Consider the following 14,704-nt stretch of genomic DNA (forward strand, 5'->3'; position numbering starts at 1 on the left):
GCCCTGCGGTTGGCTTCAAAGGAGAGGCGCATCGAAATGCGCGCCTTCATAAGCGCCAGAGGCCAAGGCGAAAGAGGGTGAACAGGCTCTTAAGCCGTGGCGATGCTATCATCGGCGCCACTCACACGACCGAGGCTCAGGATCATGGAAGCCATGCTGGACTGGCTGCTCGCAACGCTGGCGTTACCCAAGGTGGGCCTTAGCGCCATCTTCATGATCAGCCTGGCATCCGCCACGCTGCTGCCCTTGGGCTCCGAACCCGCCGTGTTCGCCTACATCAAGCTCAGGCCGGACATGTTCTGGCCTGTGCTGGCGGTCGCCACGCTGGGCAATACCCTGGGCGGTATGATCGACTGGTGGATGGGCTACGGCGCGAAGGTGGCGCTGCTGCGTTATCGCCAGCGCCGCAGCCACCGCTCACACTCGCACGGCCGATCCGCCCATCCCCCGCCGCGCGCGGGCAAACCCAGGCTAAACCCGCGCTATTTTCGCTGGATGCGCCAGCGCGGGGCGCCCATGCTGCTGCTTTCCTGGCTGCCGGGCATCGGCGACCCGCTATGCACCCTGGCCGGCTGGCTGCGCATTCCGTTCTGGCCCAGCGTGTGCTACATGGCAATTGGCAAGTTCCTGCGCTATCTCCTGACCACCACCGTCTTGCTCTGGGTGCCGGATGGCTTTTGGCAGCGCCTGGCACAACTGCTTTGACATCCGCCTTTTACTGCGCAGCTTTCTCCGTCAGCCTGTACTTTCTTTTCAGTTCCAAAATCAAGGCCTGGTTTTTATAAAGAAATTCATTGAACTGCTTGATAACCTTCCCTTGGCGAAGGCTGGAGAGGTGGAAATCGCTACTTTCAAACGGGAGGTTTTTATCGAAGACCAAGGCGCCTGGCTGGTGAATAATCTCATCCAGATAGTAATTGATGACTATCGGACTGGCATAGATCGCATCGTAGTGACCCGTCAAGCCCAGAGCAATCACCTTGCTGAAGGTATTCTCCTGATAGACCCGAATGATGCCATCATTTACCTTTTGCCGCATGGCGGGCTCTAAAGGCCAAGGCGTGAAGCCGCGCATGGTAACGATGGCCTTAAGAGAACCCTCAGACAATTGATCGACTTTTTCCGGCTTCACCAGCAATCCTTCAATGACATTTATGACTGGATCGCTATACAGGACTGATTTTCCTTTTTTCATATCCGCTTGCCAATGCGGATTATCCGGATATTTGAAGTCAATCGTATTCTCGTTGAGGAAGGTATAAAACAGCCGGGAAACGGGAAGCGGAGCATAAGTAAACGAATAGCCTGATTGCTTGGCAAATGCGTCCAGGACGTCTCTGCCATACCCGGAGTATTTCCCATTAACATAACCATGCAATGGGTAGTAATCAATTTGCTCCACGCCTACGACAAAAGACTTCGCATTGGCATTATTGAGAAATACTGCGCAAAGCATTGCCATCGCAATGGATACCATTTTCATTTCAATCGCGCTCTCATATTCATCCATGCTGGCGCCGCACCCGCGCGCCCAACCCAAGCTCGCCAAACAATTAAGCCAGGGCCAGCCGACGCTGACAGTGCAAGCCATACGGCAAGGCGGCGCCATCCGGGACCCAGGCGTGGATGAGCGGATCACAGCCGCCCCGCCTGCCGGGAAGCAGACTATGCGTTCTCACTGTAGCGCAGGCGCCCAAGTCCTAGCCAAGAAAAAGCCACCGCCAAGTCGTTGATTAAATAGGCCAGACCACCCCATGAAAACCATACCGCACGGGCCAACCCTGCGCGAAATCCGCGCCATCCAGGGCGGCCGGCTCGCAATCAAGCGCTTGCCTTCGGACTCCTCTTGCGCCCCGTCTCTTCATGCCATGCAAAACCCTGGCGCGGACAAGGTGGCATCTGCCGCCACTCTGGGTTACCCTCTCAGCGCTTGCCGCCGCGCCGCCCAGACATAGGCGGAGGAACCGCACCTTCCCGCCGGCAACCGTTACAATACATATCAAGATAAGCGACGCCTCACGGCGCCCGACAACTATCCGGCAGCAGCCGGGAATCCCTTACAGAGAAGCATTACCATGGCAATCAGTGTTTTCGACCTGTTCAAGATCGGCATCGGCCCGTCCAGCTCCCACACCGTGGGCCCGATGCGCGCCGCCCGCCAGTTCATCGCCCGCCTGGAAAAAGACGGCCTGCTGGATTCGACCACGCGCGTCAGCGCCGAAATGTTCGGCTCGCTGGGCGCCACCGGCAAAGGCCACGGCACCGACGTGGCCGTGCTGCTGGGCCTGCAAGGCGAGCAGCCGGACCTGGTGGACACCGACGCGGTGGACGGCATGCTGGCCGCCATCCGCGAGCAGCGCAAGCTGAAGCTGCTGGGCAAGCGCGAGATCGACTTCGTCGAAGGCGAGCACCTGATCCTGCACAAGAAGAAAACCCTGCCCTACCACCCCAACGGCATGATCTTCGAGGCCTTCGACGCCGCGGGCCAAAGCCTGTCCAAGCGCGCCTATTACTCGGTGGGCGGCGGCTTCGTGGTGGACGAGGCAGCCATCGACGCCGGCTTCGTCCCGCCGGGCGTGACCGAGTTGAAGCACCCGTTCAAGAGCGCGGCCGAGTTGCTGGCGCTGTGCCAGCGCCACGGCAAGAGCATCAGCCAGATCATGCTGGAAAACGAACTGTCCTGGCGCAGCGAGGAAGAGGTGCGCGCCGGCTTGCTGAACATCTGGAACGTGATGCAAGCCTGCGTCAAGCGCGGCTGCGAGCGCGAAGGCATTCTGCCGGGCGGCATGAAGGTGCGCCGCCGCGCCGCCGACATGCACAAGAAACTCTTGGCCTCGCCGGAAGCGGCCATGCGCGACCCGCTGACCGTGATGGACTGGGTCAATCTGTACGCCCTGGCCGTCAATGAAGAAAACGCCGCCGGCGGCCGCGTGGTGACCGCGCCGACCAACGGCGCGGCCGGCATCATCCCGGCGGTGATGCACTACTACGCCCGCTTCGTGCCGGGCGCCAACGACGACGGCATCGTGCGCTTCCTGCTGACCGCCGGCGCCATCGGCATCCTGTTCAAGCTCAACGCGTCCATCTCCGGCGCGGAAGTGGGCTGCCAAGGCGAAGTGGGCTCGGCCTGCTCCATGGCCGCCGGCGCCTTGTGCGAAGTGATGGGCGGCACGCCTGAGCAAGTGGAAAACGCCGCGGAAATCGGCATGGAGCACAATCTGGGCCTGACTTGCGACCCGGTGGGCGGCCTGGTCCAGGTTCCCTGCATCGAGCGCAACGCCATGGCCTCGGTCAAGGCCATCAACGCGGTGCGCATGGCGCTGCGCGGCGACGGCCAGCATTTCGTGTCGCTGGACCGCGTGATCAAGACCATGCGCGACACCGGCATGGACATGAGCACCAAGTACAAGGAAACCGCGCGCGGCGGCCTGGCGATCAATGTGATCGAAGTGCCGGTGAACATCGTGGAATGCTGATCCCGCCACTCGCTTGAAACCTGCGGCCGCGTTGATTCGCGGCCGTTTTCGCTCTGGCGTCCCGCCCGCCCCGCTGGCACACTGGACGACGAACTCATTGCAAGACTATTCCGTGCACGCACTCGAAATCGAAACTTTACGCCTGCGCCTGCGCCCGCTAGACGAGCGCGACGCGCCGTTCATCCTGGAACTGCTAAACGAGCCGGCCTTCCTCGCCAATATCGGCGACAAGGACGTGCGCGACCTCGCCGGCGCGCGCAACTATATCGAAAAAGGCCCGCAGGCCAGTTACCAGCAATACGGCCACGGCCTGCTGCTGGTCGAACTGAGCGGCAATGCCGAGCCGGTCGGCATCTGCGGCCTGGTCAAGCGCGACAGCCTGCCTCATCCCGACATCGGCTACGCCTTCCTGCAGCGCCACTGGGGCCGCGGCTACGCCTGCGAAGCCGGCGCGGCCTGCTTGGCGCACGCCAGCGCCGTCCTGAAGATAGCGCAGGTCGTCGGCATCACCGCGCCGCACAATCTGGGCTCAATCCGCGTGCTGGAAAAACTGGGCCTGCGCTATGATCGCACGCTGGAATTGCCCGGCATCGAAGGACCCAGCCTGTATTTCGTGCCCGCGGACCCGGGCTGACGGCGGCTTGCGCAGACGCAAAAAAACCGGGCCTGGGCCCGGTTTGGTTTTGGCTTGCCGTCCGGCGGCTCAAACCGCCAGATAGGACGACTGCTTCAGGCCGCGGCAGAACTCGGCGAAGTACTGGCTGCGCTCTTCGGCGCTGAGATCGCACTCGCGGGTCTTGGCTTCGTAGCGGTTCAGCAAGTCTTCCGGCGACAAGTGCACGTAGCGCAGCATGTCCTCGATGGTGTCATGCTCTTCGATGCCGGAAATTTCCAGCTCGCCGCCCTGGCGCACGTAGACGTTGACCGAGTCGGTATCGCCAAACAGATTATGCATGTCGCCCAGGATTTCCTGGTAAGCGCCCACCAGGAACACGGCGATCAAGTACTCGTCGCCCTGCTTCACTTCATGCACGGACATGCTGGATTCGATGCTCTGCTGGTCCACGTACTGCTTCAGCTTGCCGTCGGAGTCGCAGGTCAAATCCTGCAGCACGGCGCGGCGCGTCGGCTTCTCGGCCAGGCGGTGCAGCGGCATGATGGGCAGCACCTGGTCGATGGCCCAGGTATCCGGCAGGCTCTGGAACACGGAGAAATTGCAGAAGTATTTGTCGGCCAGACGGTCGGTCAGTTCGTCGTACACCTGGCGCTGCGAACGCTGGCTGGCTTGCAGCTGATTGTGCAAGCGGCGGCACAGCGCGGCGTGCACGTCTTCCGCCAGCGCCTTTTCCTTCAGCGACAAACGGCCTTCGGCGTACATTTCGCCCACTTCCGACACGTAATGGCTGGCGCGGTAGTAGATTTCGGTGACCAGCTCTTCGTCATTGAGACTGGCCAGGCCGATCAGCTTGCGCAGCGGACGGGACAGTTCTTCCACGTTCTCGATCGGCGCCACGCTATCCGGCAGACGCTCCACGTCGGTCACGTTCATCAGCAGCACGGCGTGGTGCGCGGTCATGGCGCGGCCGGACTCGGACAGCACGCGCGGATGCGGGATGCCGTTCTCGTCGCAGAACTCGGCCAGCATGGATACGATCACGCGGGCGTACTCGTCCATGTCGTAGTTGATCGAGCTGTCGTTGCGCGAGTGGGTGCCGTCGTAGTCCACGCCCAGGCCGCCGCCCACGTCCACGTGGTCCACCGGCATGCCCAGGGCGCGCAGTTCGGCGAAATAGCGAATGGCTTCGCGGAAGCCGATGCGGTAGTCGGCGATGTTGGCGATCTGCGAGCCCATGTGGAAATGCATCAGGCGCACGCAGTCGGTCAGGCCGGCCGCCGCCAGCTTGTCGGTGGCGGAAATCAGCTGGCCGGCGGACAGGCCGAACTTGCCCTTCTCGCCGCCGGTGTCGGACCACTTGCTGGAAGCCAGCGAGGACAGGCGCACGCGCAGGCCGATATTGGGCTTGATGCCCAGCTTGCGCGACTCTTCGATCACCAGTTCGACTTCGGATTCTTTTTCGATGACGATGAACACCTGATGGCCCAGGCGCTCGCCGATCAGGGCCAGGCGAATGAATTCGCGGTCTTTGTAGCCGTTGCAGACGATGGTGCAGCCCTTGGGCGCCAGCGCCAGCACCGCCATCAGTTCCGGCTTGGAGCCGGCTTCCAGGCCGATGGACACGTCAGGCGTGGCGATGATGCTCTTCACCACCGCTTCTTGCTGGTTGACCTTGATCGGGTAGATGGCGGTATAGCGATTGCCATAGCCTTGCTCGGCGATGGCCTTGTCGAAGGCGCCGCACAGACGGGCGACGCGGTCTTGCAGAATATCCGGGAAACGGACCAGCAGCGGCAGATCCAGGCCTTTGCCGCCCAGTTCGCTCACCAGTCGATACAGATCGATTTCCTTGTGCTGGCGCACATTGGGACGCACGACGATATTGCCGGTGTCGCCCACATCGAAATAACCAGCCCCCCAATGCCGGATGCCATACAGGCTCCGGCTATCAGCCACAGACCAAGCCATGAGTTTTCCTCTCAGAACTTATGATGGATAACCCCGCTCCTTAGTGCACGGCTTTCGGGCTCTACAGCTTTTATGTGGGCCTGGGATGTCGGAGCGAAACAGAGTGAATTGTAGTTGTTGCACAGCGCAAACGAGCGCGGATTGTAACAACATCGCGCTGATTGACAAGTAAAAAAATGTACCTGAAACACAGCCCGCGCCAGCCTGCCCGCCCCTCAGCAAAAGTCGTGATCCGGGCCGCTGAAAATCCGTACTGTCAAAACAATGAATTGCGCGCATTGCCAAGGCCGCAGCATGACATGCGTCTGCTGCGGAACAATCTGTTCAAGCTCAACATTTTCCACATCGAAAAGGTATTTTCATCAAATACGCAACACCCGGCGCGACATGACGCGACGGCGCGTCCGCGTTTACAATCAAAGCCTCCTCCACCCTAGCCGACACGCACCATGAGCCGCTTCTTGCAACACGCCCTAGACTCCGCCGCCGCCCTGGAACACTGGACGCTGCCCTCCGGCCTGACCTTGCGCTGGCTGGCCCGCGGCTGCGCGGCCATCGAAACAGGCCTCCCCGGCGCCGACTCCGTGCTGCTGTCCTGCGGCGTGCATGGGAACGAGACCGCGCCCATCGAGGTGGTGGACGCCATTCTGGATGATCTGGCGGAGGGCAGGCTGACGCTGAATTGCCGCTTGCTGGTGATGTTCGCCAATCTGGATGCGATTCGCGCCGGCGAGCGTTACGGCCATTACGACATGAACCGGCTGTTCAACGGCGCGCATCGCAAGCTGCCGGAACTGCCGGAGGCCCGGCGCGCCGAAGAACTGGAAACCCTGGCCGCTGACTTTTTCGCCGCCGCCCAGGGCCGCCGCCTGCATTACGACCTGCACACCGCCATCCGCGGCTCGGCGTTCGAGAAGTTCGCCATCTATCCCTATCTGCACGAGCGCGAGCACAGCCGCGAGCAACTGGCCTGGCTGCAGCAGTGCGGCATCGAGGCCATCCTGCTGCACAGCCAACCCGCCAACACCTTCAGCTATTTCACCAGCCGCCATTGCGGCGCCGACGCCTTCACCCTGGAGCTGGGCAAGGCCAGGCCCTTCGGCCAGAACGATCTGTCCCGTTTCTCCGGCATAGACGGCGCGCTGCGCGGCCTGCTGTCCGATCCGCAAGCCGACATTGCAGCGCTAGACGAGCAGCGTCTGCCCTTGTTCCGCGCCAAGTACGATCTGATCAAACACAGCGAGGACTTCAAGCTGCATCTGGCGGACAGCGTGGAAAACTTCACCCTGCTGCCGGACGGCATGCTGATCGCGGAGGACGGCGAGGTGCGTTACACGGCCGCGGGCGGCGCGGAGCGCATCCTGTTCCCCAACCCGAAAGTGCAGCCCGGCCTGCGCGCCGGCATCGTGGTGGAGCCGGCGCGGCTGGACTGAGGCCAAGCAAAAGGGCCGCTGCATGGCGGCCCTTTGCTCTTCCGCGGCGACCGGAGCTCAGCTGGAGATGTAATTGAACAGCGACAGTTGCGCCACTTGGGCGTAGGTCTTTTGCGTGTACTGCAAGGAAGTCTGCGTCATGGTGAAGTCGGAAATCGCCTTGGCCATGTCCAGGCCCTGCAAGTCGCTGATGCTGCTGTTGTACTGCAGGCCCAGGTTGGTGCTCATGGACTGCAGATTGGCGTTTTCCTGCTCGCGCGCGCCCACTGAGGCCTGACTCACCGACAGCTGCTGCACCGCATCGGTGATTTGATTGATCACGCCATTGAGCTGGGTGTTGTAATTTGCCGGGCGCGGATTCTGCCCCAGCAGATTGTACAGATTGACCAGGGAGTCGAAGGCTGCCGTCTGGCTGCCGCCGGGAATGCCGAACACCTGGTTGCCCGGATCGGAAATGGTCATGGTGCGCGAGGCGGCCACCTGCACGCTGCGCTGGCCATTGTCGCCGTTGTAGGTCACCGCCGGCACGGCGTTCACATCGACCGAGAACGGCGGCGTGGTCACCTGATTGCCGCCGAACAGATAGCTGCCGTTGCCATCGGTGGCGTTGCCATAGCCGGTCAGCTCGCCTATGCCCTCTTTCACCGTCTGCTGAATCTGCTGCAGCTGCACAGTGGACAAGGAGCCATTGCCGGCGTGAATGGCCTCGCTCTTCATGGAGTTGAGCAAGTTGATCGCGCTGTTCAGCGTCGAATCCGACAGCGACAGCCAGCTCGCCACGGAATCCGTATTCTTCTGATACTGCGAATTCTGCCCGTTCGAGGTGTTCAACAGCTCGATGCGCGCGGCCGCCACCGGATCGTCGGAAGGCGTCACCACGCGCTTTTGGTTGTCGATCTGCTTGTTGACCTGCAGCAGGTTGGCCTGCAGCTCGGACATATTGTTGACCCCGGATTGATACAGGGTGGATGAGCTGATTCGCATCGCCTTACTCCTTGGGGCGCTTACGCCTAGATCATGTTCAGAATGCTGTTGAAGGTGCTCTGCGCGATCTGGATCACCTTGCTGCAGGCCTGGTAGGACTGCTGGAATTTGATCAGGCTGGCGGCCTCCTGGTCCAGATTCACGCCGCTGGCGTTGGAATTATTGGTGGTGGCCTGATCCAGTGTCTTCTGGGCTGCCGTGTTTTGCAGGTTTGCCGTGTTGGTCTGGTTGCCCACCGAGGCGACCATACTCGAATAATAGGTCTGGTAGGACTGATTATTGACCAATTGCAAGTTCTGCTGCGCCGTCAGTTGCCGCAGATTGTTGCCATCGCCCAAAGACTGGGTGCCCGCGGTCTGCGGACCGACGCTAAAGGTCTGGCCGGCGATCGGCGCCCCGGACAACTGGAAGCCTATGCCCACATCCACCGGCGGATTCGCCGTAGTCTGCAGCTTGTAGCTATTGGGCAAAGAGGGATCGACCACCACATTGTATGGTCCGCCGCCATTGGTGCCGGCGATGGTGGCGGTCATGGACACCGGATTGCCGGCCGCGGTGATGGTCATGCCGGTCAGCCCTGACGAGGGGTGCTGAGTCTGGGGGGCAAACGTCGGCGGCGTGGCGTTGAGGCCGGCGGTATAGCCGCCGGGCATGGTGGACCACACGCCGCTCATCTTCACGCCATTGCCGCCCGCCGTGCCGGTGGGCACCAAATTGGACGCGGTGGCCAACGATTTGGGGTCGGACATCACCACGGCGAACTGGCCGGCCGCGTATTGCGGATTGGCCGCCAGCGCGGACAGGTCCTTGAAAATAGGTCCGCCGGGCTGCCCGTTGTAATCCATGCCCAGCTGGTTTTGGTAATTCATCGCCGAGGCGAAATTAATGGCCAGCGTGCCTAGCTGATTTTGCGTCTGCACCAGCGCGTTGTCGCGGAAATTGAGCAGCCCGCCCAGTTGTCCGCTGGCCAGCAGGCTGTCCGGCAGCACGGTGAGGGTATTGTTGGCATTGGTGAAGCCAACCTGCACATTGGCCGGATTCGTCGGATCCGCCTGCGTGGCCATCTGATTGACCACGGTGCCGGATACCAAGGACTGGCCGCTGCCGATATAGACGGAGTAGGAGCCATCGCTCTGCTTGCTGACCGTGGCGCCGATCAGCTGATTCAGCTGCAGCACGGCCTGGTCGCGCTGATCCAGCAAGGTGTTCGGCTGCGGTCCATTGACGTTGCCGCCGGTCGCCGCGCCGATCTGCTGGTTCAGGGTGGCGATCTGCTGCGCCAAGGCGTTGATGCTCTGCACGGTCGTCGTGATCTGGCCGTTGGCGCCCTGCTGCATCTGCACCAGCTGCGAATTCGCCGAGGTGATCTTGGTCGCCAGCGCCTGCGCCATGCTGAGCACGTTCTGCCGGCTGGGCAGGGAGGACGGCTGCTGGGTCAGGGTCTGCATGGCGCCGAAGTAGTCCTGCATGGCCACGCTGGGGCTTTGCGTGGTATCCGCGATCATATTGTTGATCTGGGCCAGCTGCTGGGACTGGGTGCTATAGTAGCTGCTGCTGGTTTGCGCCACTTGCATCTGGGTGGACAGAAACACGTTGTAGCTGCGCTGCACGCTGGTGACGTCCACCCCCTGGCCCAGGAAGCCAAAGCCGGCGTTCTGCGGCTCGCGGCCGGCTTGGGTGATGTATTGGCTGGTATAGCCTGGCGTGTTGACGTTGGCGATATTGTTGCTGGATACGGCCAAGGCATTCTGGGCTGCATTCAGGCCGCTCAGCCCCACTCCGAAAATATCCGTTCCGACGAGTGCCATGATTAACCTCTCTCTAATACCTTATCGGCAGACCGCGATCCAACTTGATCACGCGCCGGCAACTTGTTGCGCCAACGATGCCGCCACATCCACCAGCTTGCGCGCGTAGCGCGGATCCGTGGCGTAGCCGCCTGCCTGCAGTCCGCTGGCGAAGCCATACATGTTCTGCCCCTGGTTCAGCACGTTGCGATAACGCGGCGAACCCTTGAGCAGTTGTGCGTAATCGGAGAAAGCCTCGGCATAGGAGCCATAGGAGCGGAAGGTTTCCATGCGCTTCTGCGCCACGCCGCCGCTGTATTCCGTGGTCAGCACCGTCGCGGTCTTGCCGTGCCAATCCGAGCCCGCCTTGATGCCGAACAGGTTATGGCTGTCCGACCCGTCGGCGTTGCGGATGGCGCGCTTGCCCCAGCCGCTTTCCAGCGCGGCATGCGCCACCACGCACTCCGGCGCCACGCCCAGTTGCTGGGCGGCCTGGCGCGCATGCGGCAACAGGCGGCTGACGAAATCCTTGCCGCTGGACGCCGACGACTGCGGCATGGCCTGCGAAACGGCCATCTGCGCCTCACGGTAGGCTTGCAGCCCCTTGCCGGCAATCGGCTGCGCCGTCAGCGCCGGACCATAGTTTTGCAAAGGCGTCGCCTCAGCAGCCTCTTGGCTGGCGCCGCTCTGCCGCAACAATTGACGATAAATCATGTCGCCCAGCCCCATGCCGCCGCGCGCGCAGAGGCCCTGCACCAGCTGCTGGTCAGCCATGCTCTGATAGGTATCCAGGCTGTTGGACGGGTCGGACTCATCGAAATGCGTCGCCCGCATGGTCTTCAGCATGGTATTCATCAGCAAGGCCTCGAACTGGGAGGCCGCCTGCTTGGCGGCGCCCTGCGGGTCCTTTTCGGCGTTGACCTTCAGCTTTTGCAGGCTGGCAGGGTCAATCGCAAGCTGGTGGCTGAGGGCATCCTGCGGCAGCACGCCCTGAAACTTCATCGTCATCGCTTCGCTCCTTGCCCTCCAAAAAGCAAGAAGCGTGCCACGACGTCAGATGATTTGCAGATCCGCTTTCAGCGAGCCGGCGGACTTCATCGCCTGCAAGATGGAGATCAAATCCTGCGGCGTCGCGCCCAGGGCGTTGAGCGCATTGACCACCTGGCCAAGATTGGCGCCCTCGCGCAGGCCCACGACTTTGCCGCTGGTGCTGTTGATGGTGATGTCGGCCTGATTGGTCACCTTGGTCTTGCCGCCGGACAAGGGATTGGGCTGGCTGACCTGGGGCGTGTTATTGATGGTGATGGACAGGTTGCCGTGCGACACCGCGCAGGCGCCCAGCGTCACGGCCTGGTTCATCACGATGGAGCCGGTGCGGGCATTGATGATGACCAAGGGGGAAACATCTGCCGGATCGACGGCAATATTTTCCATCCGGGACAGAAATTGCACGCGCTGATTGCTGTCGAACGGCGCGCGCACCTCGATCAGCCGCCCATCCACCGCGCGGGCCGTATCGGGGCCGAACACCTTGTTGATGGCTTGCACCGCGCGATTGGCGGTGGTGAAGTCGGCATCCTGCAGTTCCAGGTGAATGAACTCGCCATCGCCCAATGCGGTTTGCACCTCGCGCTCCACCGTCGCCCCGGCCGGAATGCGTCCCACGCTCAACTGGTTGATCTGCGTGGAGCTGCCGCCGGCAGAGGCACCGGCGCCGCCCACCACGACATTGCCCTGCGCCATGGCGTAAATCTGGCCATCGGCGCCCTTCAGCGGCGACAGCAGCAGCGTGCCGCCACGCAGGCTCTTGGCGTCGCCGATGGAAGACGCCGTCACATCCAGCGCCTGGCCGCGCTTGGCGAACGGCGGCAAGGTGGCCGTCAGCGTGACGGCGGCCACGTTCTTGGGGTCGATCTTGGTTCCGGGCGGCACCTGCACGCCCAGCTGGTTCAGCATATTGATCATGGCCTGGCCAGTGAATGGCGACGAGGTGACCTTGTCGCCGCTGCCGTCCAGGCCCACTACCAGGCCGTAGCCTATCAGCTGGTTGGGGCGCACGCCGCCGATATTGGCAATGTCTTTCAAGCGCTGCGCCGACCAGGCGGGCAGCGCGGCCAGCAGCAAGCTGGCCAGCACAATCCACTTCTTCATCGTCAAACTCCCGCTGCGCCGTCAGATGGGCAACAGCGACAAGAAAATCTTAGACAGCCAGCCCGGCTCGTTGTACAGGCGGTTATTGCCCTTGGTTTGCTGCTCGATGCGCGCGTCGGCCACCTTCAGCGAGGACACGGTGCGCTCGGGCGAGATGTCGCGCGGATTGACCACGCCCGACAGGCGGATGGATTCGGTGTCGCTGTTGATGCGCACCTTCTTTTCCCCGCTGACTTCCAGATTGCCATTGGGCAGCACGTCTATCACCGTCACCGTGATGGAGCTGACGAAGGTGGTGGCCACCTGGCTGTTGCCCTTGCCAGTATTGTTGGCCGAGCCCGAGCTGTTGAAATTGGTGCCGCCCAGACCGTTTGCCAGGCCAGTCGGCAGGAAGGGAATCTTCACGCCGGCGCTGATGCTGGACGTCAGGGAGGAGCTGCGCGTATCCGTCGTCTGCTCAGACTGCGAGGTGGAGGAGTTTTCCTGGATCATGATCTGCAAGGTATCGCCCACCTGAACCGGCATATTGTCCTGGAACAAGGGCCGATAGCTGGCGGCCTGGAAAATCGCGCCATTGGCCGGCAGGCCCACCGCGCGCGGCTGCGGCCGCGCCGTGGTCGGCGTCGTCACCAGCGGCGGCTCCTGCACCGCGCAGCCGGCCAGCAGCAAGGCGCCCAACACTAAACCCATCCGTTTCATGTCCGACTCCCTTCAAACCGCATCGGCATTACAGATTGCTCAGCTTCTGCAACATCTGGTCAGCCGTGGTCACCGCCCGCGAGTTCATTTCATACGAGCGCTGCGCCGTGATCATATTGACCAGTTCTTCCGTCACATTGACGTTGGAGGACTCCAGAAAACCCGAGCGAATGGCGCCGCGATCATCCGTCTGCGGGTTGCCGTCCTGCGGATCGCCCGAGGCGGCCGTCTGCAGATAGAGATTGTTGCCCAGGCTTTGCAGGCCCTGCGGATTGACGAAGGTGGTCAGCTGTATCGTCCCCGCCGTCTGCGGCGCCGTGGCGCCGGCCACGGTGTACTGCACCACGCCCGCGGCGGAGACGGAGATCTGTTGCGCCGTTGCCGGAATATTGATGTTCGGATTCATCGGCAAGCCATCCGCATTGACGATGTCGCCGCTGGCGTTGCGCTGGAACTGGCCGTTGCGGGTATAGGCCGTGGTGCCGTCCGCCTGCAGGATGCGGAAGAAGCCATCGCCCTCGATCCGCAAGTCCAGCGGCTGGCCGGTTTGCTGCGCCGGCCCTTGCTCGAAAATCCGGGTGGAGGCCACCGCCGCCGCGCCGGTGCCCACCTGCAGGCCGGATGGCAAGGTATTGCCATTGGCCAGCTGGCCGCCAGGTTGGCGCAGGGTCTGGTAAAACAGATCCTCGAATACCCCTCGGTTGCGCTTGAAGCCTATGGTGTTGACGTTGGCCAGGTTGTTGGACACCACGTCCAGTTGGAACTGGCTGGCATCCATGCCGGTCTTGGCGATATACAGTGCGCGCATCATGGCGATTTATCCGTTCTTTATTCGTGTGCCTGCCGTCAGCCCATGGACAGCAATTGCGCAGCCTGCTGATCGTTTTGCTGCGAGGTCTGCATCATTTTGACATTCAATTCATACTGGCGGCCGTGCGAGATCATCTGCACCAGCGCGTCCACCGCATTGACGTTGGACGACTCCAGCATTTCCGGCACCAGCTTGACGTCGGCGCTGGCCGGCAGCGTGCCGCCGCCGTTTGGATGAAACAGCCTGTCCTCGCCCTTGTACACATCCTTGGGCGCGGGATTGACCATCTTGATCTGGCCCACCAGCTGCGGCGTGCGATTGGTGCCGGACAGCGGAATGGCCAGCACCGAGCCGTCCGCGCCAAGCTGGATCTGCGAACCGGCCGGCACCGTGATCGGGCCGCCGTCGCCCATGATCAACATGCCGGAACGAGTGCGCATCAGCCCATTGGAGTCCACCGTGTAGCCGCCGTCTCGCGTATACGCTTCCTGGCCGTCCGGCCCCTGCACGGCAAAAAAGCCGGCCGACCCCAAGGCGAAGTCCGCCGGGTTGCCGGTGTGCTGCAAGCTGCCCTGGCTGGCGTCAAAGCCTATGGTGTTGTCCACCACATAGGTCCGGGTGGGCGCGCCGTCGCCCACTACCGGCAAGGCGCGGAATGCCGCCAGGTCCGCCTTGAAGGCATTGGTGTTGACGTTGGCCAGATTATTGGCCGTGGTGGCCTGCTGCCACATCTCATGCTTGGCGCCGGTCATGGCCAGGTACAGCACGCGATCCATATT

Annotated in this window: 14 protein-coding genes; 5 read left to right on the forward strand and 9 right to left on the reverse strand. The window is 62.2% G+C overall.

The features are described from left to right. Positions 1-144 precede the first annotated feature (144 nt). Complete coding sequence (locus FYK34_RS08405) at positions 145-705, forward strand: YqaA family protein (RefSeq protein WP_149295949.1); 561 nt, start codon at positions 145-147, stop codon at positions 703-705. A 10-nt stretch (positions 706-715) separates the two neighbouring features. Here the strand turns inward: FYK34_RS08405 and FYK34_RS08410 are convergent, their stop codons facing one another. Continuing rightward, positions 716-1,510: a substrate-binding periplasmic protein gene (locus tag FYK34_RS08410; RefSeq protein ID WP_168209687.1), complete on the reverse strand. Its 795-nt coding sequence runs from the start codon at positions 1,508-1,510 to the stop codon at positions 716-718. Between the two features lie 565 nt (positions 1,511-2,075). Between FYK34_RS08410 and FYK34_RS08415 the strand changes: the two genes are divergently transcribed. Both FYK34_RS08415 and FYK34_RS08420 read left to right on the forward strand, forming a co-directional pair. After that, on the forward strand, positions 2,076-3,476 hold the full coding sequence (locus FYK34_RS08415; protein WP_149295951.1) for an L-serine ammonia-lyase: 1,401 nt from the start codon (positions 2,076-2,078) through the stop codon (positions 3,474-3,476). Between the two features lie 112 nt (positions 3,477-3,588). Further along, positions 3,589-4,110: a GNAT family N-acetyltransferase gene (locus FYK34_RS08420; RefSeq protein WP_149295952.1), complete on the forward strand. Its 522-nt coding sequence runs from the start codon at positions 3,589-3,591 to the stop codon at positions 4,108-4,110. A 69-nt stretch (positions 4,111-4,179) separates the two neighbouring features. Here the strand turns inward: FYK34_RS08420 and speA are convergent, their stop codons facing one another. Then, positions 4,180-6,060 (reverse strand): arginine decarboxylase, encoded by a 1,881-nt coding sequence (gene speA, locus FYK34_RS08425; RefSeq protein WP_149295953.1) that lies wholly within the window; start codon positions 6,058-6,060, stop codon positions 4,180-4,182. A 176-nt stretch (positions 6,061-6,236) separates the two neighbouring features. Here speA and FYK34_RS08430 point away from each other — a divergent pair, with 176 nt between their 5' ends. Beyond that, on the forward strand, positions 6,237-6,497 hold the full coding sequence (locus tag FYK34_RS08430) for a hypothetical protein (RefSeq protein ID WP_149295954.1): 261 nt from the start codon (positions 6,237-6,239) through the stop codon (positions 6,495-6,497). Positions 6,498-6,509: 12 nt separating this feature from the next. Then, positions 6,510-7,493, forward strand: coding sequence for a succinylglutamate desuccinylase (gene astE, locus FYK34_RS08435; RefSeq protein WP_149295955.1), 984 nt, complete (start codon positions 6,510-6,512; stop codon positions 7,491-7,493). A 57-nt stretch (positions 7,494-7,550) separates the two neighbouring features. On the opposite strand, the gene flgL is transcribed toward astE, so the two are convergent. Genes flgL through flgF form a run of 7 tightly spaced genes read right to left on the reverse strand, consistent with a single transcriptional unit; the run spans position 7,551 to position 14,701 of the window. Then, positions 7,551-8,477, reverse strand: coding sequence for a flagellar hook-associated protein FlgL (gene flgL, locus FYK34_RS08440; protein WP_149295956.1), 927 nt, complete (start codon positions 8,475-8,477; stop codon positions 7,551-7,553). A 26-nt stretch (positions 8,478-8,503) separates the two neighbouring features. Further along, the gene (flgK, locus tag FYK34_RS08445) at positions 8,504-10,285 is read right to left on the reverse strand and encodes a flagellar hook-associated protein FlgK (RefSeq protein WP_149295957.1); all 1,782 of its coding nucleotides are present in this window, start codon (positions 10,283-10,285) and stop codon (positions 8,504-8,506) included. Positions 10,286-10,333: 48 nt separating this feature from the next. Then, positions 10,334-11,272 (reverse strand): flagellar assembly peptidoglycan hydrolase FlgJ, encoded by a 939-nt coding sequence (gene flgJ / locus FYK34_RS08450; RefSeq protein WP_149295958.1) that lies wholly within the window; start codon positions 11,270-11,272, stop codon positions 10,334-10,336. Between the two features lie 45 nt (positions 11,273-11,317). Next, positions 11,318-12,415 carry a flagellar basal body P-ring protein FlgI gene (locus FYK34_RS08455; protein ID WP_149295959.1) on the reverse strand — a complete coding sequence of 366 codons (1,098 nt, stop codon included), beginning with the start codon at positions 12,413-12,415 and terminating at the stop codon, positions 11,318-11,320. A 21-nt stretch (positions 12,416-12,436) separates the two neighbouring features. Continuing rightward, a complete protein-coding gene (locus tag FYK34_RS08460) occupies positions 12,437-13,114 on the reverse strand; it encodes a flagellar basal body L-ring protein FlgH (RefSeq protein ID WP_149295960.1) in 678 nt (225 codons plus the stop codon). A gap of 28 nt (positions 13,115-13,142) precedes the next feature. Further along, a complete protein-coding gene (gene flgG, locus FYK34_RS08465) occupies positions 13,143-13,925 on the reverse strand; it encodes a flagellar basal-body rod protein FlgG (RefSeq protein WP_149295961.1) in 783 nt (260 codons plus the stop codon). Between the two features lie 35 nt (positions 13,926-13,960). After that, positions 13,961-14,701, reverse strand: a complete 741-nt coding sequence (gene flgF / locus FYK34_RS08470; protein ID WP_149295962.1) for a flagellar basal-body rod protein FlgF — start codon at positions 14,699-14,701, stop codon at positions 13,961-13,963. Positions 14,702-14,704: the final 3 nt, after the last annotated feature.

It is taken from the genome of Chromobacterium paludis (assembly GCF_008275125.1).
In the GTDB taxonomy this organism is placed as follows: domain Bacteria; phylum Pseudomonadota; class Gammaproteobacteria; order Burkholderiales; family Chromobacteriaceae; genus Chromobacterium; species Chromobacterium paludis.

Excerpts from the sequence above, each read along its gene's own strand:
- FYK34_RS08430 (WP_149295954.1), top strand. The coding sequence starts at position 6,237 with ATGTACCTGAAACACAGCCCGCGCCAGCCTGCCCGCCCCTCAGCAAAA.
- flgG (WP_149295961.1), bottom strand. The coding sequence starts at position 13,925 with ATGATGCGCGCACTGTATATCGCCAAGACCGGCATGGATGCCAGCCAG.
- speA (WP_149295953.1), bottom strand. The coding sequence starts at position 6,060 with ATGGCTTGGTCTGTGGCTGATAGCCGGAGCCTGTATGGCATCCGGCAT.
- flgL (WP_149295956.1), bottom strand. The coding sequence starts at position 8,477 with ATGCGAATCAGCTCATCCACCCTGTATCAATCCGGGGTCAACAATATG.
- FYK34_RS08460 (WP_149295960.1), bottom strand. The coding sequence starts at position 13,114 with ATGAAACGGATGGGTTTAGTGTTGGGCGCCTTGCTGCTGGCCGGCTGC.
- FYK34_RS08410 (WP_168209687.1), bottom strand. The coding sequence starts at position 1,510 with ATGGATGAATATGAGAGCGCGATTGAAATGAAAATGGTATCCATTGCG.
- FYK34_RS08405 (WP_149295949.1), top strand. The coding sequence starts at position 145 with ATGGAAGCCATGCTGGACTGGCTGCTCGCAACGCTGGCGTTACCCAAG.
- FYK34_RS08415 (WP_149295951.1), top strand. The coding sequence starts at position 2,076 with ATGGCAATCAGTGTTTTCGACCTGTTCAAGATCGGCATCGGCCCGTCC.
- FYK34_RS08455 (WP_149295959.1), bottom strand. The coding sequence starts at position 12,415 with ATGAAGAAGTGGATTGTGCTGGCCAGCTTGCTGCTGGCCGCGCTGCCC.
- flgJ (WP_149295958.1), bottom strand. The coding sequence starts at position 11,272 with ATGACGATGAAGTTTCAGGGCGTGCTGCCGCAGGATGCCCTCAGCCAC.
- flgF (WP_149295962.1), bottom strand. The coding sequence starts at position 14,701 with ATGGATCGCGTGCTGTACCTGGCCATGACCGGCGCCAAGCATGAGATG.
- astE (WP_149295955.1), top strand. The coding sequence starts at position 6,510 with ATGAGCCGCTTCTTGCAACACGCCCTAGACTCCGCCGCCGCCCTGGAA.
- flgK (WP_149295957.1), bottom strand. The coding sequence starts at position 10,285 with ATGGCACTCGTCGGAACGGATATTTTCGGAGTGGGGCTGAGCGGCCTG.